This is a genomic window from Microbacterium sp. Leaf288 (assembly GCF_001422925.1).
Lineage (GTDB): Bacteria > Actinomycetota > Actinomycetes > Actinomycetales > Microbacteriaceae > Microbacterium.
Map to the genome: position 1 here is coordinate 118,958 of NZ_LMNI01000001.1, position 21,810 is coordinate 140,767.

The 21,810-nt window shown below is 70.8% G+C and carries 19 protein-coding genes and 1 pseudogene; 13 read left to right on the forward strand and 7 right to left on the reverse strand.

The genetic code is table 11. The annotated features are described in order from the left end of the window. Positions 1-11 precede the first annotated feature (11 nt). Both ASF40_RS00425 and ASF40_RS00430 read left to right on the forward strand, forming a co-directional pair. A complete protein-coding gene (locus ASF40_RS00425) occupies positions 12-884 on the forward strand; it encodes a siderophore-interacting protein (RefSeq protein WP_056364884.1) in 873 nt (290 codons plus the stop codon). Beyond that, positions 881-1,504: an ECF transporter S component gene (locus ASF40_RS00430; protein WP_235560078.1), complete on the forward strand. Its 624-nt coding sequence runs from the start codon at positions 881-883 to the stop codon at positions 1,502-1,504. Before ASF40_RS00425 ends, ASF40_RS00430 begins: the two co-directional genes overlap by 4 nt. Positions 1,505-1,821: 317 nt before the next feature. On the opposite strand, the gene ASF40_RS00435 is transcribed toward ASF40_RS00430, so the two are convergent. After that, the gene (locus ASF40_RS00435) at positions 1,822-2,985 is read right to left on the reverse strand and encodes an acyl-CoA dehydrogenase family protein (protein WP_056364887.1); all 1,164 of its coding nucleotides are present in this window, start codon (positions 2,983-2,985) and stop codon (positions 1,822-1,824) included. 146 nt (positions 2,986-3,131) lie between these two features. Next, a complete protein-coding gene (locus ASF40_RS00440; RefSeq protein ID WP_157549307.1) occupies positions 3,132-4,478 on the reverse strand; it encodes a M15 family metallopeptidase in 1,347 nt (448 codons plus the stop codon). A gap of 121 nt (positions 4,479-4,599) precedes the next feature. On the opposite strand from ASF40_RS00440, the gene ASF40_RS00445 reads away from it, so the two are divergent. After that, positions 4,600-6,768 (forward strand): intein-containing Rv2578c family radical SAM protein, encoded by a 2,169-nt coding sequence (locus tag ASF40_RS00445; RefSeq protein WP_200919403.1) that lies wholly within the window; start codon positions 4,600-4,602, stop codon positions 6,766-6,768. A gap of 162 nt (positions 6,769-6,930) precedes the next feature. On the opposite strand, the gene ASF40_RS00450 is transcribed toward ASF40_RS00445, so the two are convergent. Then, a complete protein-coding gene (locus tag ASF40_RS00450; RefSeq protein ID WP_056364892.1) occupies positions 6,931-7,872 on the reverse strand; it encodes an alpha/beta fold hydrolase in 942 nt (313 codons plus the stop codon). Positions 7,873-7,942: 70 nt separating this feature from the next. Between ASF40_RS00450 and ASF40_RS00455 the strand changes: the two genes are divergently transcribed. Together ASF40_RS00455 and ASF40_RS00460 are read left to right on the forward strand one after the other, a co-directional pair. After that, the gene (locus ASF40_RS00455; protein WP_056364895.1) at positions 7,943-8,605 is read left to right on the forward strand and encodes a TetR/AcrR family transcriptional regulator; all 663 of its coding nucleotides are present in this window, start codon (positions 7,943-7,945) and stop codon (positions 8,603-8,605) included. Between the two features lie 518 nt (positions 8,606-9,123). Continuing rightward, positions 9,124-10,401, forward strand: a complete 1,278-nt coding sequence (locus tag ASF40_RS00460; RefSeq protein WP_056364897.1) for a glycosyltransferase — start codon at positions 9,124-9,126, stop codon at positions 10,399-10,401. 11 nt (positions 10,402-10,412) lie between these two features. On the opposite strand, the gene ASF40_RS00465 is transcribed toward ASF40_RS00460, so the two are convergent. Beyond that, positions 10,413-12,119 carry a DEAD/DEAH box helicase gene (locus ASF40_RS00465; RefSeq protein WP_056364899.1) on the reverse strand — a complete coding sequence of 569 codons (1,707 nt, stop codon included), beginning with the start codon at positions 12,117-12,119 and terminating at the stop codon, positions 10,413-10,415. Positions 12,120-12,394: 275 nt separating this feature from the next. On the opposite strand from ASF40_RS00465, the pseudogene ASF40_RS21670 reads away from it, so the two are divergent. The 3 genes and pseudogenes from ASF40_RS21670 to ASF40_RS00475 all read left to right on the forward strand — a co-directional run. Then, positions 12,395-13,147: pseudogene (locus ASF40_RS21670) on the forward strand (hypothetical protein); the annotation flags it as partial. 143 nt (positions 13,148-13,290) lie between these two features. Further along, positions 13,291-13,911 carry an antibiotic biosynthesis monooxygenase gene (locus tag ASF40_RS00470; protein ID WP_235560079.1) on the forward strand — a complete coding sequence of 207 codons (621 nt, stop codon included), beginning with the start codon at positions 13,291-13,293 and terminating at the stop codon, positions 13,909-13,911. 68 nt (positions 13,912-13,979) lie between these two features. Next, the gene (locus tag ASF40_RS00475) at positions 13,980-15,065 is read left to right on the forward strand and encodes a DUF998 domain-containing protein (RefSeq protein WP_056364902.1); all 1,086 of its coding nucleotides are present in this window, start codon (positions 13,980-13,982) and stop codon (positions 15,063-15,065) included. A 6-nt stretch (positions 15,066-15,071) separates the two neighbouring features. Here the strand turns inward: ASF40_RS00475 and ASF40_RS00480 are convergent, their stop codons facing one another. Then, the gene (locus ASF40_RS00480; protein WP_056364905.1) at positions 15,072-15,878 is read right to left on the reverse strand and encodes a hypothetical protein; all 807 of its coding nucleotides are present in this window, start codon (positions 15,876-15,878) and stop codon (positions 15,072-15,074) included. A gap of 102 nt (positions 15,879-15,980) precedes the next feature. On the opposite strand from ASF40_RS00480, the gene ASF40_RS00485 reads away from it, so the two are divergent. Next, positions 15,981-16,784, forward strand: a complete 804-nt coding sequence (locus ASF40_RS00485; protein ID WP_056364908.1) for an MBL fold metallo-hydrolase — start codon at positions 15,981-15,983, stop codon at positions 16,782-16,784. A 6-nt stretch (positions 16,785-16,790) separates the two neighbouring features. On the opposite strand, the gene ASF40_RS00490 is transcribed toward ASF40_RS00485, so the two are convergent. Then, the gene (locus ASF40_RS00490; RefSeq protein ID WP_157549313.1) at positions 16,791-17,603 is read right to left on the reverse strand and encodes a hypothetical protein; all 813 of its coding nucleotides are present in this window, start codon (positions 17,601-17,603) and stop codon (positions 16,791-16,793) included. A gap of 83 nt (positions 17,604-17,686) precedes the next feature. Here ASF40_RS00490 and ASF40_RS00495 point away from each other — a divergent pair, with 83 nt between their 5' ends. The 4 genes from ASF40_RS00495 to ASF40_RS00510 all read left to right on the forward strand — a co-directional run bounded on the left by ASF40_RS00495 (position 17,687) and on the right by ASF40_RS00510 (position 20,593). After that, positions 17,687-18,838 carry a hypothetical protein gene (locus ASF40_RS00495; RefSeq protein WP_056364914.1) on the forward strand — a complete coding sequence of 384 codons (1,152 nt, stop codon included), beginning with the start codon at positions 17,687-17,689 and terminating at the stop codon, positions 18,836-18,838. Between the two features lie 69 nt (positions 18,839-18,907). Next, complete coding sequence (locus ASF40_RS00500) at positions 18,908-19,402, forward strand: hypothetical protein (protein WP_056364917.1); 495 nt, start codon at positions 18,908-18,910, stop codon at positions 19,400-19,402. A 30-nt stretch (positions 19,403-19,432) separates the two neighbouring features. Beyond that, complete coding sequence (locus ASF40_RS00505; protein ID WP_056364920.1) at positions 19,433-19,972, forward strand: DUF6578 domain-containing protein; 540 nt, start codon at positions 19,433-19,435, stop codon at positions 19,970-19,972. A gap of 69 nt (positions 19,973-20,041) precedes the next feature. Next, complete coding sequence (locus tag ASF40_RS00510) at positions 20,042-20,593, forward strand: hypothetical protein (RefSeq protein WP_056364923.1); 552 nt, start codon at positions 20,042-20,044, stop codon at positions 20,591-20,593. 37 nt (positions 20,594-20,630) lie between these two features. Here the strand turns inward: ASF40_RS00510 and ASF40_RS00515 are convergent, their stop codons facing one another. Next, positions 20,631-21,800 (reverse strand): MFS transporter, encoded by a 1,170-nt coding sequence (locus ASF40_RS00515; RefSeq protein ID WP_056364926.1) that lies wholly within the window; start codon positions 21,798-21,800, stop codon positions 20,631-20,633. Between the last annotated feature and the right edge of the window lie 10 nt (positions 21,801-21,810).

Below are 21,810 nucleotides of genomic sequence, written 5' to 3' on the forward strand. Positions count from 1 at the left end.
GGAGCACCGACATGGCTCATCCTCGACTGGTCAAGCCCGAGACACAGGGCCTCGTGCACCTCACGGTGCTGCGCACCGAACAACTCTCCCCGCACTGGCTGCGTGTGACGCTCGGCGGCGGCGAGATCGACCGGTTCCGCGCCATGGGCTACGACCAGTGGTTCCGCCTGTTCCTCCCCCTCGGGGGCGACGAGGGCCTCGAGCGCCTGCCCGCGAAGGCGAACAAGATGTTCGGGTACCTCAAGTACCTCCGCATCCCCGACGGTGTGCGCCCGGTCATGCGCAACTACACCGTCCGTGCGTTCCGCCCTGCGACGGCGACCACGGGCGCCGAGATCGACGTCGACTTCGTGCTGCACGGCTCCGCGGCCGACGGCACCGCGGGTCCCGCTTCGCGCTGGGCGGAGTCCTGCCAGGCGGGCGAGAGCGTCGTCGTGATCGACGAGGGCCTCACCTTCAACCCCGACCGCGGCACCGACCGCGTCATCCTGGTCTCCGACGAGACCGGTCTGCCGGCGATCGCGGGCATCTGCGCCGCACTGCCATCGCATGCGACCGGCCTCGCGATCGTCGAGGTGCCCTCCGCCGAGGACGCGCTCGACTTCCCGCATCCCGCCGGAATCATCGTGCGCTGGATCGTCCGCGACCACGACGTGAAGCCCGGAACCCTGGCGCTGCAGGCCCTCCGCGACGCTTCGATTCCGGATGCTGCGATCCACGCGTACATCGTCGGCGAGCAGGCCCTCGCCACCGAGGGTCGCCGGCACCTCGTCGGCGAACGCGGCGTCCCGAAGGACCTCGTGAGCTTCTGCGGCTACTGGCGCGTCGGCGCCGCGTCGCCCGCCCCGAAGTCCCAGCGCGCGACGGCCGAGGCCCACTCGTGAGCGGGCCCGGCGCCCCGTCCCCCGCCGCGCCGACGCCGCGGAGCACCCGCGGCCGCGCGACCACCGCGTACCTCCTGACGTGCGCCGCCATCGGCGTCGCCGGCGGCGTGATGCTGTGGGGCGCAGGCTGGATCTCCACCGTCCTCTTCGCGACGGTGCCGTTCGTCTCGGTCGCGATCGCGGGTCTCTGGCTCCTGCCGGCCACCGTCGCGCTGCGCCTGCTCGAGCGCCCGTTCGCCGGCATCCTCGTCGGCGTGATCTCGGGGCTCGTCGTGTTCCCGTTCCTCGGGGCGGCGATCTGGTGGGCGTTCTTCGCCGAGCTCGCGTTCCTGGTGACCCTGTACCGGTCGTGGCGCAAGTGGCAGTACTACGCCGGGGCCGTGTTCGTCGGCGCGATCTACCCCGTGCTCGCCGCCGCGTCGTTCAACCTGTGGGCGATGGAGCCGTGGGCCCTCATCACCTTCTTCGCCCTCACGATCGCGAGCTGCGTCGCCGGCGTCGCGCTCGGCATCCTGGTGGCCGACCGCCTCCGCAAGGCCGGCGTAGCGAAGCTCGCCCGTCGTCGCGGCCTGGCGGCGCGCGGCCTCGGCCGCGGCTCCGGCCCCGCCGGCCAGCACTGACCCCCGCGGCTCCCGCCCCGCCGCCCCGCCTCCTCGCCGCCCGCCGCCCGCTGCCCCGCCGCCCCGCCGCCCGCCGCCCCGCCTCCTCGCCGCCCCGAGGTTCCGCAGTCACCTTTGGCGCGTCCCAGCACCACGAACCCACCCGAACTGACTGCTCAGCGACGGGCGTCTGAGTTCCGCAGTCACTTTGTGCGGGAACGGAACGAACTGCACCCGCCGAAGGTGACTGCGGAGGGAACGCTTGCACACACGACGGATGCCGCGACCCCGTGCCTCCGCAGAGGCGCCGGGTCGCGGCATCCGTTATCGAGTGAGCGTCAGCGCTTGCCGACGATCTGGCGCGAGACCAGGTCGCGCATGATCTCGTTCGTGCCGCCGTAGATGCGGTGCACGCGGGCGTCGAGGTAGGCCCGGGCGATCGGGTACTCGGTGATGTAGCCGTAGCCGCCGTGCAGCTGCACGCCGACGTCGAGGAGCTCGGCCTCGCGGTCGGTCGTCCAGAACTTGACCTTGGCCGCCTCTTCGGCGGTGAGCTTCTGGTCCTTGTAGAGCAGCATCGCTCGGTCGACGTAGGCCCACATCACGTCGACGGTCGTCGCCATGTCCGCGAGCTTGAAGCGGGTGTTCTGGAAGTCGGCGATGCGCTCGCCGAACGCCTCACGGCTGAGCACGTAGTCGCGCGTCCAGGCGAACGCCGCCTCGCCCGCCGCGGCCGCGGCGACGCCGATCGACAGGCGCTCGAGCGGCAGGTTCATCATGAGCTGGATGAAGCCGAGGCCCTCCTTGCCGCCGATGAGATTCTCCTCCGGCACGAAGACGTCGGTGAACGACAGCTCGGCGGTGTCCCAGCCGTGGAAGCCCATCTTCTCGAGCTTCTTGCCGTGGTCGAAGCCCTGCATGCCGTCCTCGAGGATCAGCAGGCTGAAGGCGTCGGGGCGGTTGCCCTCGCCGGTCTTCACGAACGTCACGACCATGTCGGCCGTCTTTCCCGACGAGATGAAGGTCTTCGCGCCGTTGACGATGTAGCCGCCCTCGACGCGCTTGGCGGTGGTCTTGATGCCGCGCAGGTCGCTGCCCGCGCCCGGCTCGGTCATCGCGAGGGCGCCGAGGATCTCGCCGGTCGCCATGCCGGGGAGCCACTTCTCCTTCTGCTCCTGCGTGCCCATGTGCACGATGTACGGCACGGCGAGGTCGTCCTGGATTCCGAGTGCGCCGGCGAGCGAGCCCAGGCCCGCGCCGATCGTCTCTTCCAGCACGATCGAGCGGAAGCGGTAGTCCTGCAGCATGCCCGCGCCGCCGAACTCCTCGGGCACCGACAGGCCGATGATGCCGGCCTCGCCCGCGGCGAGCATGGTCGCACGGTCGATCTCGCCGTCCGCGTCCCACTGCTTGCGCTTCTCGTCCGACGCGTAGCGCTTGACGAACTCCTTGACGACGTCGCGGAACGCCTCGTGGTCCTCGTCGTAGATCTCGCGCTCCATGATGCGCCTTCCTCTCGTCTTCGAGTCTGTGTGGAGACGCACCCCCGGTGGAATTGCATCTCACCGTATATGGTACTCAGTTTCAGGCCGGTGGATGCTGTGAGCCGCGGCATCCGTGATCCGCAGAGTAGTGCCGACGCCCGACGTCAGCCGAGGTAGTCGGGAGCCGGGTCGAGTGCGAAGAACTCCTCCAGCGAACTCCAGCCGCCGTCGTGATAGGCCTTCGCGAGCTCGGGGCCGACGTAGCGGAGATGCCACGGCTCGGGGAGGTAGCCGGTCACCGGCGTGGCTCCCTCGGCGTAGCGCACGATCCACCCGTGCTCCCACGAGTGCTCGGCGACGAATTGGCCCTGCGGCGTCGCGGCGAGCTGGTCGAGCGTCCCGCACGAGCCGGCGCACGCGACGACGTCGGCGCTGAGTCCCAGCTGGTGCTCGCTGTATCCGGGCCGCGCGCTCACCTGGTCGGCGCGCTCGCCCTTCTCGGCGAAGTGGCGCCCGTACGTCTGCTGCTGGGTCTGGTACGAGCGGAACCCGCTCTCGAGCGCGATCTCGCCGACACCGGCGTCGCGGGCGGCGGTGACGAGCGAGGCGAGAGCGGATGCCGCGTCAGACCGCAGCGCGCCGCCCTCGATGTTGCGCACCCCGTCGGGGAGGACGAGTGCGCTGGGGCGGTAGTCGATCGGGTTGGCCGGCCGGATCTTGTCCATGACGGTCCAGACACGGGCGGAGTCGCCGAGGTCCACGCACGGAGCCCGGCCTTCGACGACCGCGGCGCGGAACGCCTCGCCGCCGCCGGCCGCGACGATCGCGGCCTCGTCCTCGCCGCGCTGCACGGCGGCCGCCACGTCGGGAAGCGAGCAGATGTCGGCCGCCGGCGGGGACTCCTCGACCTGGGGAACCGGAAGCTGCTCGATCTCGGGCAGCTCCATCGTCATCGTGAGCGCCGCATCGGTGCCGGCGGCTTGCGGCTCGGACGGGAGCATCATCGCGGTCATCGCCGCAGACCCGAGCAGCAGCGCGGCACCGGTGGCGAGCCCGGCCACCAGGATCAGCCGCTTCGTCAGTCGACGCGGCCGCGCATGGCGCACGGGCTGCGCGCCCTCGTCGACCTCGAGCAGTCCGTCGGCGCGCGCCGCGCGGCGTTCGCTGACAACGGGGCGGGGCGAGCGCACCGCGCGTCGGCGTCCGCGCACGCGCGCCTCGGGAACACGGTGGGGCGTCGAGTCGGTCCGGTGCGCAGCGGCGCCCGTCGGTCGGAGGTCGAGCGGCAGCGCGGACGGTGCGCCCGCCGAGATCGAACCCGGCACGAACTCGTCGCTCGGCAGCTCGAACGCCAGGACGTCGTCGGCGGAATCGGCGGCCGACGCGGGCGCGCCGGCGGGGGCGGATTCCGCTGCACGGGCACGCCTCGCAGCCTCTTCGCGCATCGCTCGGGCGGCGCGGCGAGTCTCGGGGGCGGCTCGGGGGGTAGCGAGCCTGCCAGGCTCCGTCACGTCAGCCATTCTTACCCGCGACGGCCGGTTTTGGCCAGGCAGGCGGCATCCGTCTGGTCGATGTTCTAGACACGGCGTGACCGGTCTTGACTTAAGTTCGAAGCTTTGTTCTCATGGATGCATGCGGTGGCAAGGTCAGGAATTGGGCGTGGCGGATGCTGCGGCCCTGCCCGGCCTCGAACAGCTGAACGGTCTGGTGCGCTCGGTGACGACCCCCGAGTTCGCGGGCGTGACATTCCACGAGGTGCTCTGCAAGTCCGCCCTCAACCACGTGCCGGGCGCCTCCGCGATGCCCTTCGACTGGACGGTGAACCCCTATCGGGGCTGCAGTCATGCATGCGTCTACTGCTTGCATCCCGACACGCAGGTACTGATGGCCGACGGCCGCAGCAAGCGGATCGGCGACGTGCGCGCCGGCGACGAGGTGATCGGCACGCGGCGTGAGGGTTCGTACCGCCGGTATGTGCGAGCTACCGTGTCCGCTCAGTGGGGCACGCGCAAGCGCGCCTACCGCGTGACGCTCGCCGACGGCACCGTGTTGGTCGCGAGCGGCGATCACAGGTTCCTCACCGAACGCGGTTGGAAGTACGTGCAGCCGTCGCCGACTGGTTCGCCCCAGCGCCCGTTCCTTACGACGAACAACAAGCTGATCGGCTTCGGCACCGGCGGCCTGACGGCGGCGACTGCGGAGACCGACGCCTACCGACAGGGGTATCTGTGCGGGATGATCCGCGGTGACGGGATGATGCTGAAGCGACCGTATGCGCGGTCGAATCGCAACGGCACCTCTGTAGCCCATCGATTCCGCCTCGCCCTGGCAGATGCGGAGGCCTTGGAACGCTCGCGCGAGTATCTTCGGACCGCTGGGGTGGCCACGACGCTTCGCCAGTTCACTCCCGCCACTGCGGAACGTCGACGGATCGACGCGATCTTCACGTCCAAAGCAGCGGATTACGAAGCAATCGGTGCCCTCATCCAGTGGCCCGCGTCGGCATCACCCGAATGGATGAGGGGTTACCTGGCCGGAATCTTCGACGCAGAAGGAAGCTGCAGCCGAGGGATTCTGCGATTCTCCAACTCAGACGACGAGATCCTCGCAATGATCGGGACCTCATTGCGCGCCCACGGCTTCGCGTTCGTTCAGGAACCTCCGCGACCGAACGGGGTGAGCAGCGTGCGTCTTCTCGGCGGCCTCCCGGCGCGTCGACGATTCTTCGAGCTCACACGGCCGGCGATCACCCGAAAGCTGAATCTGATCAGCGATGCCGTGAAGTCTGACGCGCCGCTTCGGGTCGTCTCGATCGAAGACCTCGGCGAGACGATCGACATGGTCGACATCACGACGTCGACCGGCGACTTCATCGCGAACGGAGTTGTCAGTCACAACTGCTTCGCGCGGGGGACCCACGAGTACCTCGAGCTCGATGCGGGCCGGGACTTCGACACGCAGGTCGTGGTGAAGGTGAACGTCGCCGATGTACTCGAGAAGGAACTGCGCCGGGGCAGCTGGCAGCACGATCCGGTCATGCTCGGCACGAACACCGATCCGTACCAGCGCGCGGAGGGGCGCTACAAGCTGATGCCCGGGATCGTGTCGGCCCTGACCGAGTCGGGCACGCCGTTCTCGATCCTCACGAAGGGCACGCTGCTGCGGCGGGATCTGCCCCTGCTGCAGGATGCCGCGAGCCAGGTGCACGTGACGCTCGCGATGTCGATCGCGGTGTTCGACGACGAGCTGCAGCATCTCATCGAACCCGGCACGCCCAATGCGACCGCGCGCCTCGAGACGGTGCGCGCGGCGACCGAGGCGGGATTCCGCGTCACGGTGTTCCTGATGCCGATCATCCCGCACCTCACCGACTCGATCGCGGCGATCGACCACGCACTCGCCCGCATCAAGGCGGCGGGAGCGGTGCGGGTCGTCTACGGCGCACTGCACCTGCGGCCCGGCGCGAAGCAGTGGTTCCTCGAGTGGCTCGCCGAGCGGCACCCCGAGCTCGTGTCGTCATATCGAGGGCTTTATCCCGGCGCGACGGCATACGCGCCGAAGGCTTACCGCTCGTGGCTCGCCAAGCGGGTGCGCCCGTTGCTGCGCGTGCACGGCCTCGACGGGCAGGCCGAGGAAGAGAATCCGCGCGGCGCGCCCGTGGCGGGTCTCGCCGATCGAGCCGATGCGCGCAGCGCGCCGCCGATCATCACGACCTCGCGCGGGCGAGCCGCCGCGACGTCGTTGCGGGCGGCGTCCTCCCGGTCGTTGCCTGGGGCCGAGGCATCCGCTCGGCTCTTCTGAGCCCCGCCCGGCGAGAACGCGCCGCTGCGCGCTGCGTCGCAGATGTGCCGCCCGGCCGAGATCTGTGCGCACAGAATCGGAGGTCTCGCGCGACGCGCCGAGCGGCAGCATCCGTGTCCCGGCGCGTCGCGCAGAACCTCCGATTCTGTGCACGCGGCGCTGCTACGCCGCGACCGCGCCCAACTCCGCGACCTCGACACGTTCGGCCTCGACCCGTCCGAGCTCGACCCGTTCGACGTCGACGAGCGGAGTGCGGACGTGGTCCAGCACGGCATCGAGCACCGCGTCGTCGGTGAGGATGCGGTTGTGCCCGAGGCCCTTCGTCGCGAGCAACTGCGCCCCCGGGTTGGCGGCGACGACCCGCCCCGCCTCGGCGAACGGCACGACGCGATCGCCGTGGTCGTGAACGACGAGGAGCGGCACCCCGCCTGGCAGCGGGCGCCGCACACCCGACAGCCACGCGAACGGGTCCGGCTCGCCCGGGAAGTACCGGGTCGCGAAGCGCTCGCGCATGCTCGCCGCGACCGCGTCGGAGTAGCCGAGCATGCCCTGGAACTGGCTCAGCAGCAGGTCGGCGTCGGCGGGCGCGGCGATGGTCACGACGCGCGCCGCTTCGATACCGCCCGCGACACCCACGAGCGTCGCGAGGCCGCCGAACGAGTGGCCCACCATCGCGTCGAACCCGCCGTGGCGCTCCTGGAGCGCGGCGAACACGTCGAGCCAGTCGACGAGATAGGTATGGCGACCTCCCGATCCCCCGTGGGCGGGCGCGTCGAACGCGACGACGCGATACCCGTCGGCGAGGAGTTCGCGCACGAGCACCGAGAACTGGCTCGCGCGGCCGTTCCAGCCGTGCGACAGCACGACCGTTCGCGGACCGTCGCCCCATTCGTAGGTGTCGACGTCGGCACCGCGGCGGTCGACGCCGGCGATGCGCACCGCATGCAAGCGCGCGCGCAGCAACGTGGCTTCGTCGTCGGCGTGCACGGGTCGCGGCTTCGCGACATGACCGAAAAGGGGCATGGCCACGGCGGCTCCCCACCGCGGCGAGAAGGCGGCCGCAGCGCGAACGGACGTGCCTGCGGCGGCGAGTGCGAGATTCATGATGCTCCGATCAGAAGAATACGAACGATCGTACTTATGAACACGAACGATCGTACGGTAATCTCGACGTGTGACACAAGCCCCCATCGACCGACGCCGCCTCCGAGGCGACGAGTCGCGGCGCGCCGTGCTGTCGCACGCGGTCGACACCGCGACGGTCGACGGCCTGGACGGCCTGACGATCGGGCGGCTGGCGGATGCCTCGGGCCACAGCAAGAGCGGCATCGCGACGCTGTTCGGCTCGAAGGAGCAGCTGCAGCTCGCCGTCGTGGCGGCCGCGCGTGAGGTCTTCATCGACCGCGTCGTCGCGCCGGCCCGCGCCCGCACCCCCCGCGGCCTGATCCGCGTGTGCACGCTGCTGGGCGACTGGCTGGACTACTCCCGCGATCGCGTGTTCCGCGGCGGTTGCTTCTTCGCCGCGACCTCCGTGGAGTTCGATGCGAAGCCGGGCGTCGTCCGCGACGCGATCGTCGCGGCCTCGAGCGAGTGGGAGGACTACCTCACCGTGAGCATCGAGCACGCGATGGCGGCCGGCGAGCTGCCCCTCCTCGATGACGCGCGCCAGCTCACGTTCGAGATGGTGTCGTTCCTCGAGGCGGCGAACACCCGCTCGCTGCTCCACACGAGCGAGGAGCCCTACCGCCGTGCCGAGGTCGCACTCCGCGCGCGCCTCATGTCCCTCGGCGGCGACCCCGGACTCATCGCCTCGATCGGCGCCGCGCCCGCCGTCTGACCCCGCCCGACGCGCCGAGGTGGTGGCCGCATGCGCCGCCGAAGCACGGGGTTCCGCCGAAACAGGGCGCCCTGCCCCCGGTCTCGGCCGAAGTCCCCAGGTTCGCCGATACCCCGACGCGCGCGACCGCGCCCGCGACCCCCGCGGTCTCGCTCCCCACCCCGTCCTCATCTGAGGATCAGAGCCGAGATGCGGACCGACGCGCCGCAGCCGGGCCTCACGTCGGCCCACAACCTCAAATGAGGAGCGGATGCTGCGCCCCTGGGGCCGGCCCGCACCCGACCTCTTGTCCTCATCTCAGGATCAGAGCCGAGATGCGGACCAACGCGCCGCCGCCGGGCCTCACGTCGGCCCACAACCTCAAATGAGGAGCGGATGCCCCGAGTAGAGAGGTGGGTGAGGTTCGCGCCGCCGTCGACGAACAGGCGCTTTCAGAGCGGCCTGCGCCTCGCCGGTCTCGGCCTCGACGGTGCGCCGAGGCCCTGGTGCGTCTCCCCGGGTTGCGACACGATGTCCCAATGGCCCGATTCCTGGTGACGGCCATGCCATTCACCGGGCATGTCCTCCCGCTGCGCGCGGTCGCCCAGGCGCTCGTCGCACGCGGCCACGACGTGCGCTTCTACACCGGAAGCGCGTTCCGCGAGGGGATCGAGGCATCCGGAGCAGTCCACGTGCCCTGGCGCGAGGCGCCGGACTTCGACGAGAACGATCTGCGCGCGACGTTCCCCCGGCTCGAAGGCCGCAAGGGTCTCAGGCAGGTCTTCGCGAACCTCGAAGACGTCATGATCGACACCGCCCCCGCTCAGGTCGCCGATCTGCAGGCCGAGTGGGACCGCGAGCCGTGGGACGCGATCGCGACCGACGACACCTCCATCGGCGTCGCCCTCTTCGCCGACCGGTCCGGCTGCCCCCGTGCCACGATCGTCGTGCTGCCGCTCCACCTCTCGAGCGGGCAGGGCCCACCGAGCGGCATGGGACTCACGCCGGGCCGCAATCCGATCACGAAGACACGGGATGCTGCGCTCCGAGGCATCGCGCCGCTCGCGATGCGGCCTCTCACCAAGCCCATCGTGCGCGCGCGGGTCGCGGTCGGGCTGCCCGCGACGCCTCTCACCTTCGAGCAGACGGCGCTGTCGGACCGGCGCATCCTCGCGAGCGGATCATCCCTGCTCGACTTCGGCCGCACCGACCGGCCCGCGCACCTCGACTTCGTCGGTCTGCTCGCGGCCCCGCCCACCGTGCCCGGCGATCTGCCGGCGTGGTGGGGCGATCTCGATGGCCGCACTGTGGTCCACGTCACGCAGGGCACGCAGAACATCGACCCCACCGACCTCATCCGCCCCACGCTCGACGCCCTCGCAGCCCGCGACGTGCTCGTCGTCGTATCGACCGGTGTGCGCGGCCGCGACGAGCTCCCGTTCCCCGTTCCGGCGAACGCGCGGATCGCCGGATACCTCCCTTACGACGCACTCCTCCCCCGCACCGCCGTCGTGATCACCAACGGCGGCTGGGGCGGCACGCTCACCGCGCTGAGCCACGGCATCCCGCTCGTCATCGCGGGTGGCCACCTCGACAAGCCCGAGATCGCGGCACGCGTCGCGTGGGCCGGCGCGGGAGTCAACCTCCGAACCGGCACGCCCACCTCGGCGCAGGTCGCGGCAGGCTTCGAGCGCGCCTCGACCGACACCGCGATGAGGGATGCCGCCACCCGCGTCGCCGCTGAGCTCAGGTCGCTCGGTGGAGCGCCGCGCGCGGCCGAGCTGCTCGAAGGGTTCGCGGCCCGGTCGGGGCGGTGAGCGACGTGACGTCAGCGCCCGGCGAGCTCCTCGAGCAGGTCGTCGCCGGGGCGCACCTCGTCGAACGGCGCCTCGATGTCGGCCCGGTCGAGCAGGTCGGCGAGCCGCTCGCGGCGCGCGCGCGTCACCAACGTGACGACGGTGCCCGAGCGTCCCGCGCGGCCCGTGCGGCCCGAACGGTGCAGGTACGTCTTGTACTCGTCGGGCGCGTCCGCCTGCACCACGAGATCGATGTCGTCGACGTGGATGCCGCGGGCCGCGACATCCGTCGCGACCAGCACGTCGATGCGACCCGACGTGAGCTTCTCGAGGTTGCGCGTGCGGCGGGCCTGGTCGAGGTCGCCGTGGAGGGCGAGCGCGCGGATGCCCACGTCGTCCAGCTGGTCGGCAAGCATCTCGGCGAACGCGCGCGTGCGCGTGAAGACGAGCGTCTTGCCGCTGCGATCGACCAGCGTGCGCAGGATGTCGCGCTTGTCGCGATGGTCGACCACGAGCACACGATGATCGATGGTGCCGGTGCGCTGGGTCTCGCCGGCGATCTCGTACACCGCCGGCTCGCTGAGGAACTCCTTCACCAGCGACGTCACCTCGCCGTCGAGCGTCGCCGAGAACAGCAGGCGCTGCGCGTCGCGGGACGTGCGGCGCATGATGCGCTGCACCGGCTCGAGGAAGCCCAGGTCGCACATGTGGTCGGCCTCGTCGAGCACCGCGACGCGCACCTGCGAGAGGTCGAGAGCGCGCGACTCCACGAGGTCTTCGATGCGCCCCGGCGTGCCGATGACGATGTCGATGCCTCGCTTGAGCGCGCCGAGCTGACGCGCCTTGGGCACGCCACCGTAGATCTGCGTCGTGAAGAGGCCGACGCTGCGGGCGATCGGCTGGACCGTCGCGTCGATCTGCAGCGCGAGCTCGCGCGTCGGCGCGATGATCAGGGCGCGCGGCGCACGGCCGAACTCGCGCTTCTCCCGCGCCTGCGATCGAAGCACGCTCTCGACGAGCGGCGCACCGAACGCGATGGTCTTGCCGGATCCGGTGCGGCCGCGCGCCAGCACATCGCGACCGGCGAGGATCGCCGGGATCGTCGCCGCCTGGATGGGGAACGGATGCTGCGCCCCCAGCTCGGCGATCGTCTTGACGATGTTCTGTCCCAGGCCGAGATCGGCGAACGTCACGCCCCCGACCTCGGCGGGTGCGACCGCGGCGGCCTCGAGCCGCTCGTGCACGACATCGCGGCGGCCCGGCTCCTCCCGGCGCGGAGCGCTGTCCCGGCGCGGAGCGGCATCCCGCCGCGGAGCGGCATCCCGCCGCGGAGCGGCATCCCGCCTCACACCGGCGTCCCGCCGCGCACCGTCGTCGCGGCGAGGTGGAGTGTCCCGGCGCGGCGCCTCGCCGCGCCCCGGATCACGACGGTCGTCGCGGTCACGCCCCGGTCGCCCGCGGTCGTCCCGCGAGTGCGTGCGGATCGCCCGCGACTCATCCCGGCCTGCGCGCTCCTGCTCGGTCCAGCGGCGCTTCGGCGCCGTGGCGTCCGTGGATTCGGTGCGGTGTCCGCGGTGCCCGACGCTGCGGCTCCCCGCCTTGCCCGCCGACGATTCGCCGGGCCGGCGCTTGCCGTCCTGAGCGTCGCGGCCCTCGCTCGCCGCACGGTACTTCGGGTTGTACCGGGGGTCGAAGTTCTTCGCCGCGCGACCGCCGCCGGGCTTCTTGTTCTTGGGCATCCGGCTCCTCCAGGTGCGGGTCCGCGGCACCCGCGCGCCGTCCACGCGGCGCGGCGCGTGAACCGGCCCGTCCAGCGTACCGGGCACGATGCCTACACCACGGAATCGCTGTATACCACCGACCAGCGCTTTCTCGGCTCTGCGGGATACAGTTTCGGTATGCGGTTCGCCGCTGAACTGGGGAATTGCCGTCTTGACCAACGGACCCCGGACCGGGGGTTCTTTGGGGGGATATCCGGCTTCGGGGACGCCGTGCAGAACCGATCGTGAGTCGAATGCCTCCCACGACCCTTTCCGACGCTCCACCGGTCACCGTCTCGCCGTCGCGCGCGACGGCCGCCGTCAGCGCGTCGACGCTCACCCGTGTCGACCCCCGACCCGCCGTGGCGCGGGTGCTCTCGCACGCCGCGACGAGCGCCCCCACGGACGCAGCATCCCTTTCGACGACGACCACCACCGCCGTCGCAGCCACCGCCGCAGCCACCGCCGTCACGACCACCACCGTCGCCACGACCCCGACCCGACCCGCGCCGCCGAAGACCGACAACGGATACCTCGCGCATCGCATCGGCCGGCTCGCCGTGCTGTCGCTCCCGGTCGGGGTCGCCGTCGCGATCCTGACGACGCGCGACACCACGTGGTGGCAGCTCCACTTCTCGCAGCTCGGCACCCACACCGACTTCTCGGGCCGCACCTTCAACAGCATCACGATCTTCTCCGGCTTCTTCCTCGCGGCGTACGGCGTGCTGATCGCGGTGGCGCTGCCCCGCGGCATCCGTCGTCGTGCGTCACGCGCGTTCCGCGGATCGATCGTGTCGGCAGGACTGTTCCTCACCGGCGTCGGACTCGTCCCGATCCCGGTGAGCCCGGTGGGGCACGACGTCATCGCCACCGCGCTCGGGCTGTCGTTCGTCTCGACCGTCGCGACGGGACTTGCAATTCCCGGTCGCAGTCGCCGATTCCGCCGGGCGACCATGCTGTGCGTCGCGCTCCTCGCGACGGGCATGGGAGTGCTCACCGCCGGCTTCATCACCCTCGCGCTCTTCGAGTTCGTCGCCTTCGTGACGATGGGCTTCTGGCTGCTGTCGCTGCCGCGCGCCCTCGCCTACGCACCCGCGCCCGCACCCGTCCCGGTGACCACCACCGCTCCGGCGTCCGCAGAATGGATGGCATGGCAGAACCCGTGGCCCATCCCATCACCGTCGCGATCGAACGGCGCATCGATCCCTCCCGCACCGTCGAAGCCACGAGCTGGATGCAAGCCGGCACCGATCTCGCCGCGGGCTTCGCGGGTTTCCTCGGCTCAGGCTGGGTACGTGCGGGCGAAGGCAGCGACCTCTGGTATATGCTCTACCGCTTCCGCGACATCCCGACCCTCGAAGCCTGGGAGGACTCACCGCAGCGGTCATGGTGGCTCGACTCCGGCCGCGCCTTCGCGAGCGAAGTCAGGGTCGAACGACGCACCGGCATCGAGGGATGGTTCGACGCCCCGTTCGCCACGCACGTCGAGTCGAGGCATCCGAGTCACGCGACTTCACCGGTCACCGGCCCGGTGCAGCAGCCCATCCCGGCCGCTCCGCCGCGCTGGAAGCAGGCCGTCACGATCTGGCTCGGCTTCTTCCCCACGAACCTCCTCGCGTCGTGGCTTCTCGGGTTCGTCCCGGGCTTCGCGGAGTGGCCGCTGATCGCCCGCGTGCTCCTCTCGACGGTGCTGCTCACCCCCGTCATGACGTACGCGGTGCTCCCGTGGGTGACACGGATGCTGCGCCCCTGGCTCCAGCGCGGCGCTTGACGAATCTGTGACCGAATCTTCCTGCGCCGATCACCCTCGACGTTCTCACGCGGTCGTACTCTGACCTCGTGAGCACTGTGAACACCTCGCCGGTGCCGGACGCCGCTCCCCCGACGCCCGGTCGCAAAGCCGAGTCCGAGGCGGTCTACGCCGCGTTCGCCGCCGGCATCGTCGGCGCGGTCTACGGCCTCCTCGTGGGGATCCTCGCCCCCGACGTGCAGCTGGGCGGCCAGGCCGATTCGCTCGCATTCTGGGCGGCCTGCGGCGCCGCGGTGGTCGCCGCCGTCGCCTCCACCGTCGAGTACTGGCGCTCCCGCAACCGCCCGGGCCAGCAGTGGCGGCAGTCGCTGCCGTCGTGGAAGTACATCGTCAACACCATCTCGGTCGTCATCGTGCACACGGCGCTGGCCTTCGTCGCCGTGTACGCGCTGGGACGCGTGCTCGCGATGGGGTTCATCGGGCTGCCCATCATCACGTTCTGGGCGGTCGTGCTGATGGCGATCACGCTCGGCCTCACGACCTGGTTCGTGTACCTCTCCGTGTCGGCGATGACGACGCAGCGCATGTCGTCGCTGCTGCTCACGTTCATCGCGATCGGCACGCTCACCGCCATGGTGACCACGCCCGACCCGACCTGGTGGACGCTCCACTTCAGCCAGCTCGGCACCTTCGAAGACGACCTCTCGAGCTGGGTCTTCAACGGCACCCTCATCGCCGCGGGCCTGCTCGTGACGACGTTCGCCGTCTACGTCGCCAACGACATGCGCGAACTCACCGAGGCGGGTGTCCTCCAGAACCCTCGCGGAATGCGCATCGTCCCGGTGCTCTTCGTCATCATGGGCATCATGCTCGCGTGCGTGGGCATCTTTCCCGTCGACGTGAACATGCCGGCGCACAACCTGTCGGCCTCCGGCATGGCCGTGATGTACCTGGTGCTGCTCATCGGCGGTCCACGGTTCCTTCGGGGGATGCCGCGGACCTACTTCGTCGCGTCGTGGACGTTCCTCGCGGCGATGGTGGTCTCGGTGATCCTCTTCATCCCCGCGGTCGGGTACTTCTCGCTCACCGCGTTCGAGATCATCGTGTTCGCGCTGATCTTCGGCTGGATCGCGGTCTTCATCCGCTTCCTGGGCGTCGCCGGCCGCAAGGACTGACGCGGGTCAGGACTCGCTGGGCGCCAGGAAGACGCCGATGCGGCTGCCGTCGAAGACGAACTGCAGGGCGCTGTCGGAGGGGAAGCGGTCGCGGAGCTGCTGCGGCGCGTTGCTGTCGACGACGAACTGGACGGTGGCGGGGAACGCGCCCGCGCCGCAGCCGCTGTACATGGTCCCCGACATCGACCACGAGTTCGTGTCGGCGTCGAGCTCGGGCATCTGCTCGGTGGCCACCACGGCGAAGCAGTCGGTGCCGAGGGCGCCGGTGTAGCCGCCGGTGCTCTCGAACAGGGTGAGTCCGTAGTACTCGAAGGCCATCGAGCTCGGGCCGGCGCCGAACCAGCCGGCCGGGACCTCGATGAACGGATCGGGCTCGAGCGTGTCGACCTGCGTCGCACCGCTGGAGGCATCGACCGGCGGCGCGGACGTCAGCGAATACGTGAGCCCGGCGGCCAGGGCCGCTGCGCCGAGCACGGAGAGCGCCCAGAGCGCCACGGACCGGCTCGACAGGCGACGGGGCCTTCGGGGCAGGGCGGACGCCGGCATGTCCGACTCGGTCTCGCTCGACTCGGCGATGGCGAAGAGCTCGGCGCCGTCGTCGGCGGGCGGCAGCACCCGCGCCTCAGCGGGTGTGGGCTCGACGTGGGCCTGCCCCTCGGACGGCTCGTCCGGCACCGCGGCGTCCGGCGCATCGCGGCTCGCCTCCAGCTCGCGGAGCCGCTGCAGTGCGGCGGGATCCTGCTCGATGTCGGCGGAGGGGCCATAGGCGCGAGCACGCAGTGTGCGCAGCTCGTCGAGGGTCGCGGCATCCATCTCGTGCATCGTCTCACGCCGCGGGCCGCGGGCTGGATCGCGGGTCCGGTCCGGGACTAGCGTCTTCCTCGAACGATCGCACACCACCTGCGGAGGCATCCGATGCTGAATCACGTCGCCGAGGGTGTTCTCACCCACGAGAGCGAGTTCATCCAGACCCAGGCCACGGTCGTGCAGGGGCGCGACGGCGTGCTCCTGGTCGACCCGGGCATCACGCGCGCCGAGATGGCGGACCTCGCGCACGACCTCCGCGAGTTCGGCCGGCCGGTCGTGGCGGCCTTCTCGACGCACCCCGACTGGGATCACGTGCTGTGGCACCCCGATCTCGGCGACGCGCCGCGCTACGGCACAGCCCGGGGCGCAGCATCCATCCGCGAAGTGCTGTCGATGGCGGACTGGAAGGAGCAGATCGCCGAGGGACTGCCGCCGGAGTACGCCGACGACATCCCGATGGAGCTGCTCGGCCACATCACGGGCCTCCCCGAGGGGACCACGCACCTCCCCTGGGACGGCCCGGCCGTGCGCGTCCTCGAACATCGCGCGCACGCGCCTGGGCACGCCGCACTGCTCGTCGAAGGAAGCGGCGTCCTCGTCGCGGGCGACATGCTCTCCGACATTCTCATGCCGTTCCTCGATCTGCAGGCCGATGATCCGATCGGCGACTACCTCGCCGCGCTCGACCTGTTCGAGAGTGTCGCCGACGACGTCGCCGCCGTCGTCCCCGGGCACGGCTCCGTCGGCGGCGCCGGCGAGCTGCGCCCCCGCATCGCCCAGGACCGCGCGTATGTCGAGGCCCTCCGCGACGGCCGCGCCCCCGACGACCCGCGCATCGGCCCGTCCGCCCCGCTGGACTGGCTCGTCGACGTTCACGACTGGCAGGTGCAGGCGATCGCCGAGCGCCGCTGACGGCGCTCAGCCGGCGGGAGGGCGGACGAAGACGTCCACCGTGTTCTCACGGAATCGGAAGTCGACGTTGCTCCCGTCGGGCAGCCAATGCCCGAACTCGTCCGCTTCCCGCGCGACGCTCAGGGTCAGTGCGACCTCCGTGCCCGGCGGGGCGCACTTGATGGAGAACCTGCCGCTCGCGGCGAGGTCCCAGACGATGAAGCAGACCTTTCCCGCGTGATCCTCGACCGACCACACGCGCACGTCGTGGTACAGCTCGAATCGGTGCAGCGTCGAGGCAACCGGCCCCCTGCCCTGGGCGCTCAGCACGCGGATGATGTCGCTGTCCGCCTCGACGGCGACCTGCTGCAGCGTCGCATCGGGACGTGGCACGAGATTCCACACGGCAGCCGCGAGGACGCCGACGAGGACAGTCGCTCCGACGACAGCCCACGCACGTCGCGGCGGCCGCCGGGCGGGGGCCGGTCGCGTGTCGCCCGTCGGCGCCGCGGGCGCGGCTGCCGGGACGGGCGCGGCGCCGACAGCCGATCCACCGGCTCGCACCGCGGTGGCAGCGGCCAGGTGGGCAGCCTCCAGCTCGACGAGCCGGGCCATCGCCGCCGGGTCCGCCTCGATGTCGGCGTCCGGGCCGTACGCCCGCGCGCGCAGCTCGTCGAGCTCGCGTTCGGGGTCTGACGGGCGCGGGCTTCCTGCCGTGAGCTCGAGCGACTCGGGGCCGGAGTCTGGTGCGGAGGACGATCCATCCACAGCCTCAACGTACCCCTGCGCCCTCGCGGAAGGGGCGACGCTCTTGATGACGGATGCTGCGGGCCTCAGCATCCGTGTCCCCTCAGGTCTGCCTGACGGATGGTCGCGCATCGCGGCACCGCCCGAAGGGGCCGCGATGGGTGGACAATCAAGCCATGGCACGCGGCGCGTGGACGCAGGAAGCACGCCTCGAAGCTGCCGCGGTACGGGTCGAGAAGCAGCTGCACCGTGACGGAGTGGTCGAAGCGCGACGCTTCGCGGTGCGCACCGAGGCCCGGGCGATCGTCGTCGCGGCTCTCGCTTTCGGCATCGGCCTGGCCGCCGGAGCCCTGGGGTTCTGGGGCCGTGCCGCACTCGTCTGGGAAGGGGCGTCGGTCGGTGCGGCAGGCATCGTGGTCGCAGCATCCGTCACGCTCGCGGCCGCGTCGGTGAGCTATCGCCTGGCCGCCCGCGATCCGCGGCAGGCGTGGCTGAAAGGCGTCACGCGTGCTCGGCGGGCGTGGATGACAGCGGCGGTCGGGGTCTCGCTCGCGGCGGTGTTCGGCATGGTCCAGTGGGTGCTGTTCCAGGCGGCATCGATGATCTGGCCCGGGGCCGCGGTCGACACGCTCACGGCGACGATGATCGTCGCCTTCGTGGCCGGCGGGTGCGGCTACACGGCGTTCGCCCTCGCGGCACACGTCACCGCGACCCGGCTCGTGCTGCTGCTGTTCGCCGTCGTGGCGACCGGGTTCACCGTGAGCGTCGCGACGACGCAGGACGACGAGTGGTACCGGCTCAATTTCAGCGAGCTCGGCGGGAGGGGCGGGATCACCTCCGCGGTGTTCAACGCGACCCTGATCATTGCGGGCGGGGTGACGGCGCTGCTCGCGATGTACCTCTTGACGAGCCTGCAGGCGTGGGCGCGCACCGAATCCCGAGTGACCCGCACGCGGGCCCTCATCGTCTACTTCGTGTTCCTCGCGCTGGCGACGTGCTTCCTCGGCGCCGCGCTCGTGCCCGTCACGTTCAGCCAGGTCGGCCACAACATCTTCGCCATCGGCATGGCCATCGTCTTCGGGGCCTTCCTGCTCGGCCTGCGCTGGGTGCTGCCGTGCCTGCGCTGGCCGATGATCACGCTCGCGTACGCGGTCGCGGCGGGCATCTTCTTCTCGGCGAGCCTGTTCTGGATCGGGTACTACACCCTCGCCACGCACGAGATGGTCTGCGCGGGCCTCGTCGTCGGGTGGCTGCTGCTCTTCACGCGCTCGCTCGCCACGGCAGAGCGCGCGGACTCTGCGGCGGCGGAGACGGATGCTGCCGCCTGACGCAGACGGCACTGGATAGGCTGACGCCAGAACCGGCAGCCGGTCGCGACCGGCAACGAGGCGGTGGCAATGCGGGGACCGACGCGAGGCATCGGGGTGGCGCTGATCGCGCTCATGTCGGCGATGCTCACCGCCTGCGCGGGCTCCTCCTCGGGGAGCCGCGCGACACTTTACGACGGCCTCGACGCGATGGCGGCCGACAGCTCGATCATCGTCATCGGCACCGTGACCGGGCAGCGCGCCGACGCATCGACGACGGTGTCGACGGTCGAGGTGACCAACGCTCCCAGCAATCCTCAGCTGGGAGCGAACTTCGAGGGCGACCTCGCCACGGTCGGCGTCGGCGATGTCATCGATGTCAGACAGGACACCGGACCCGTGCTCACTCAGGGTGACGAATACCTGCTGTTCCTCACGCCCTCCATGCTCCCCGGCGACGCCGCGGAAGATTACTTCATCACCGGCGCCGTGGCCGGACTCTACGAGCGCGACGGCGACGAGTTCCGCCGAGTGGTGCCCGACAGCGGCGACACCCTTCCTGAGACCTTCACGATCGCGGAGTGACGCGGCGCGAGGGTGGGTAGCGTGGCAGGCATGATTCGCGTGTGGCTCACCGACTGGGAATGGGCATGCTGCGGCAACGCATTCGCCGTCGGCGACGAAGTCGACTTCGGTATCCAGGCCCGCACGCCGGACCCGTCCCTCACCGAATTGCTCGGCCAGCCGCTCGCCGCAACGGTGGACGCGATCGAGTCGCACCATGAGGAGGAGTTCGCTGATCGAGTCCGCGGGCGCGTCGTCGCCGTACACGCGGTCACTCACGACGTCGAGGAACGGCAGTCGCTGCGGAGGCCCGGTCACGGCACGCCGCCGGACGCGGTCCTGCCACCGGAAGGCGAGGAGTGGCCGATGGTCCGTCGCGAACTCGGCGGCGGCGTGTTCGCCGCGTCGCGACCGTCGCGGTTCATGATCGAGAGCATGCCGGTGCCGGACACGGCCGCGCTCGAGCCGGTTCGCGGCGTCCGGCTCGCGTCCGCAGCGGAGGACGCTCCCCCGCCGGCGGTCGGCGACCCGCCACCTGAGCGGACGACACGCTCCTCCGCCGGATGGCTCGTCGACGTCGAAGATCGCTGACTCGGCGGGTCGCGGCATCCGTCGACGGCGATAGGCTCCCGTTGCCGGCCGAGGACGAAGGAGTGACGGATGAACGCGCGACCACGTGTGGTCATGAGCGTCGTGATTCTCGCCGCAGCACTGACCGTCGCAGGGTGTTCGACAGTTCCCGATCCTCCCGCCGCGGTTGGCGAGAACTACCCGGGCACCTGCATGCCGGCGGAGTTCTCGTGGCCTACCGACTTCCTCGACGCTTTGCCGGGCGAATCATCCGCGGTCGGCGGGACCATCGTCGGCCTGCGGCTCGAGTACGTCGATTCCGAATGGGTGTGGCGTCTTCGCAGCGTCGACACGAAGGAGGACGGGTTCGGCGAGCGCGTGGACGACCCGAGCTACGGCAAGGAGTCGATCGTCGACGTCAGGACGATGCGAGTGATCGCCTCCCACGAGACAGAGCTCACCGAGGCGGAACAACGGATGCTTGGCACCAGCGCCTTCGCCGCGGCTCAGCTCTCCGGCGAGCAGTGGCCGAGCCCGCTCATCATCGAAATGGCCCGTGTCATGGAGGACGGCACGCCGGCCTGGCGGATCACGACGTGCGACACCGCCACCAACGCGCACTCCGTGATGACGGTGAACTGACGGCAGGTCGGTCAGCGCCGGCGAAGCGGCTCCGGGTTCACGCCTCGGGATGGCGCAGCCGACCCGCGAGCAGCAGCGCCGCGGCAGGGACGAGCAGGCACACAGCGATCGCGAGCCGGAGTCCCGCCCACTCGGCGATGGCACCCACGAGCAACGGCGAGGCGAGGAGGCCGACCCGCATGACCGTCGCAGCGGCGGCAAGGCCGGTCCCGGGGTCGAGGCCGGGCGCGCGTTCGGAGGCATCCATCGCCAGCGGGATCATCGGTGCGATTCCGAGCCCGAGCAGGCCGAGACCGACGGCGACGACCCAGGTCTCGGGAGCGAATACGGCGGTGACGAGTCCGACGAAGGCCGCCACCGCGCCGACCTGAACCGTACCGACGGCACCGATGCGGTCGACGAGCGCGTCGGAGGCGAACCTGCCCAGCGTGAGCGCACCCATCAGCGCGGCGAACGGGATCGCTGCCTCGGCGACACCGGCACCGGTCTCCGCGACCACATACACGCCGCCCCACGTGGATCCGAGGTCTTCGAGGAAGGCGCCGATGGCAGCGATGGCGCAAGCGGCGATGAGCATCGCGCTGAGCCGACCATGCCGACGGGAGTGCGGGTGCTCCGATCGCGGAGCCGGCTCGGTGCGCAGCCGCACGAGCGGGAGAGCGCCGAGGCTTCCCGCGATGATGACGGCGCCCATGACGGGCAGATGGACGGAGATCGGAATCGCGAACTGCAGAGCGAGTGCGCCGAGCAGGGCACCCGCGATCGCTCCGGCGCTCCACGCCCCGTGGAGGCCGTTGATTATCGATCGGCCCATCAGTCGCTGGATGGCGAGCCCGTGTGCGTTGTTTCCGACATCGCCCGTCGCATCCCCGAACCCGATCGCGAACAGCACCACCGCGAGGACGACCGGTGTGCCGGCGAAGCCCGCTCCCACCAGCAGGGCGCCGAGGATCGCGGATGACGTGACGGCCACCGGCACCGCGCCGAGGCGATTCACCAGCCTTCCGGCGAGGAGGCTCCCGACGACGGAGCCCACGGGCCCGCACGCCACCATCAGGCCGAACGCCAGCTCACCCAGGCCGAATCGATCCTTCAACTCCGGGTAGCGGGTCACGATCGTCGCGAACACCAACGCGTTCGCGACGAAGAGCATCGAGACCCCGCGCCGCGCAGCCGATACTCGCGCAAGGGTGATCGGCGCGGTCATCCCTGGATTC

Excerpts from the sequence above, each read along its gene's own strand:
- ASF40_RS00460 (WP_056364897.1), top strand. The coding sequence starts at position 9,124 with ATGGCCCGATTCCTGGTGACGGCCATGCCATTCACCGGGCATGTCCTC.
- ASF40_RS00480 (WP_056364905.1), bottom strand. The coding sequence starts at position 15,878 with ATGGATGCCGCGACCCTCGACGAGCTGCGCACACTGCGTGCTCGCGCC.
- ASF40_RS00435 (WP_056364887.1), bottom strand. The coding sequence starts at position 2,985 with ATGGAGCGCGAGATCTACGACGAGGACCACGAGGCGTTCCGCGACGTC.
- ASF40_RS00465 (WP_056364899.1), bottom strand. The coding sequence starts at position 12,119 with ATGCCCAAGAACAAGAAGCCCGGCGGCGGTCGCGCGGCGAAGAACTTC.
- ASF40_RS00495 (WP_056364914.1), top strand. The coding sequence starts at position 17,687 with ATGGCACGCGGCGCGTGGACGCAGGAAGCACGCCTCGAAGCTGCCGCG.
- ASF40_RS00470 (WP_235560079.1), top strand. The coding sequence starts at position 13,291 with ATGGCAGAACCCGTGGCCCATCCCATCACCGTCGCGATCGAACGGCGC.
- ASF40_RS00450 (WP_056364892.1), bottom strand. The coding sequence starts at position 7,872 with ATGAATCTCGCACTCGCCGCCGCAGGCACGTCCGTTCGCGCTGCGGCC.
- ASF40_RS00515 (WP_056364926.1), bottom strand. The coding sequence starts at position 21,800 with ATGACCGCGCCGATCACCCTTGCGCGAGTATCGGCTGCGCGGCGCGGG.
- ASF40_RS00445 (WP_200919403.1), top strand. The coding sequence starts at position 4,600 with ATGCGGTGGCAAGGTCAGGAATTGGGCGTGGCGGATGCTGCGGCCCTG.
- ASF40_RS00485 (WP_056364908.1), top strand. The coding sequence starts at position 15,981 with ATGCTGAATCACGTCGCCGAGGGTGTTCTCACCCACGAGAGCGAGTTC.
- ASF40_RS00490 (WP_157549313.1), bottom strand. The coding sequence starts at position 17,603 with ATGCTGAGGCCCGCAGCATCCGTCATCAAGAGCGTCGCCCCTTCCGCG.
- ASF40_RS00510 (WP_056364923.1), top strand. The coding sequence starts at position 20,042 with ATGAACGCGCGACCACGTGTGGTCATGAGCGTCGTGATTCTCGCCGCA.
- ASF40_RS00505 (WP_056364920.1), top strand. The coding sequence starts at position 19,433 with ATGATTCGCGTGTGGCTCACCGACTGGGAATGGGCATGCTGCGGCAAC.
- ASF40_RS00500 (WP_056364917.1), top strand. The coding sequence starts at position 18,908 with ATGCGGGGACCGACGCGAGGCATCGGGGTGGCGCTGATCGCGCTCATG.
- ASF40_RS00425 (WP_056364884.1), top strand. The coding sequence starts at position 12 with ATGGCTCATCCTCGACTGGTCAAGCCCGAGACACAGGGCCTCGTGCAC.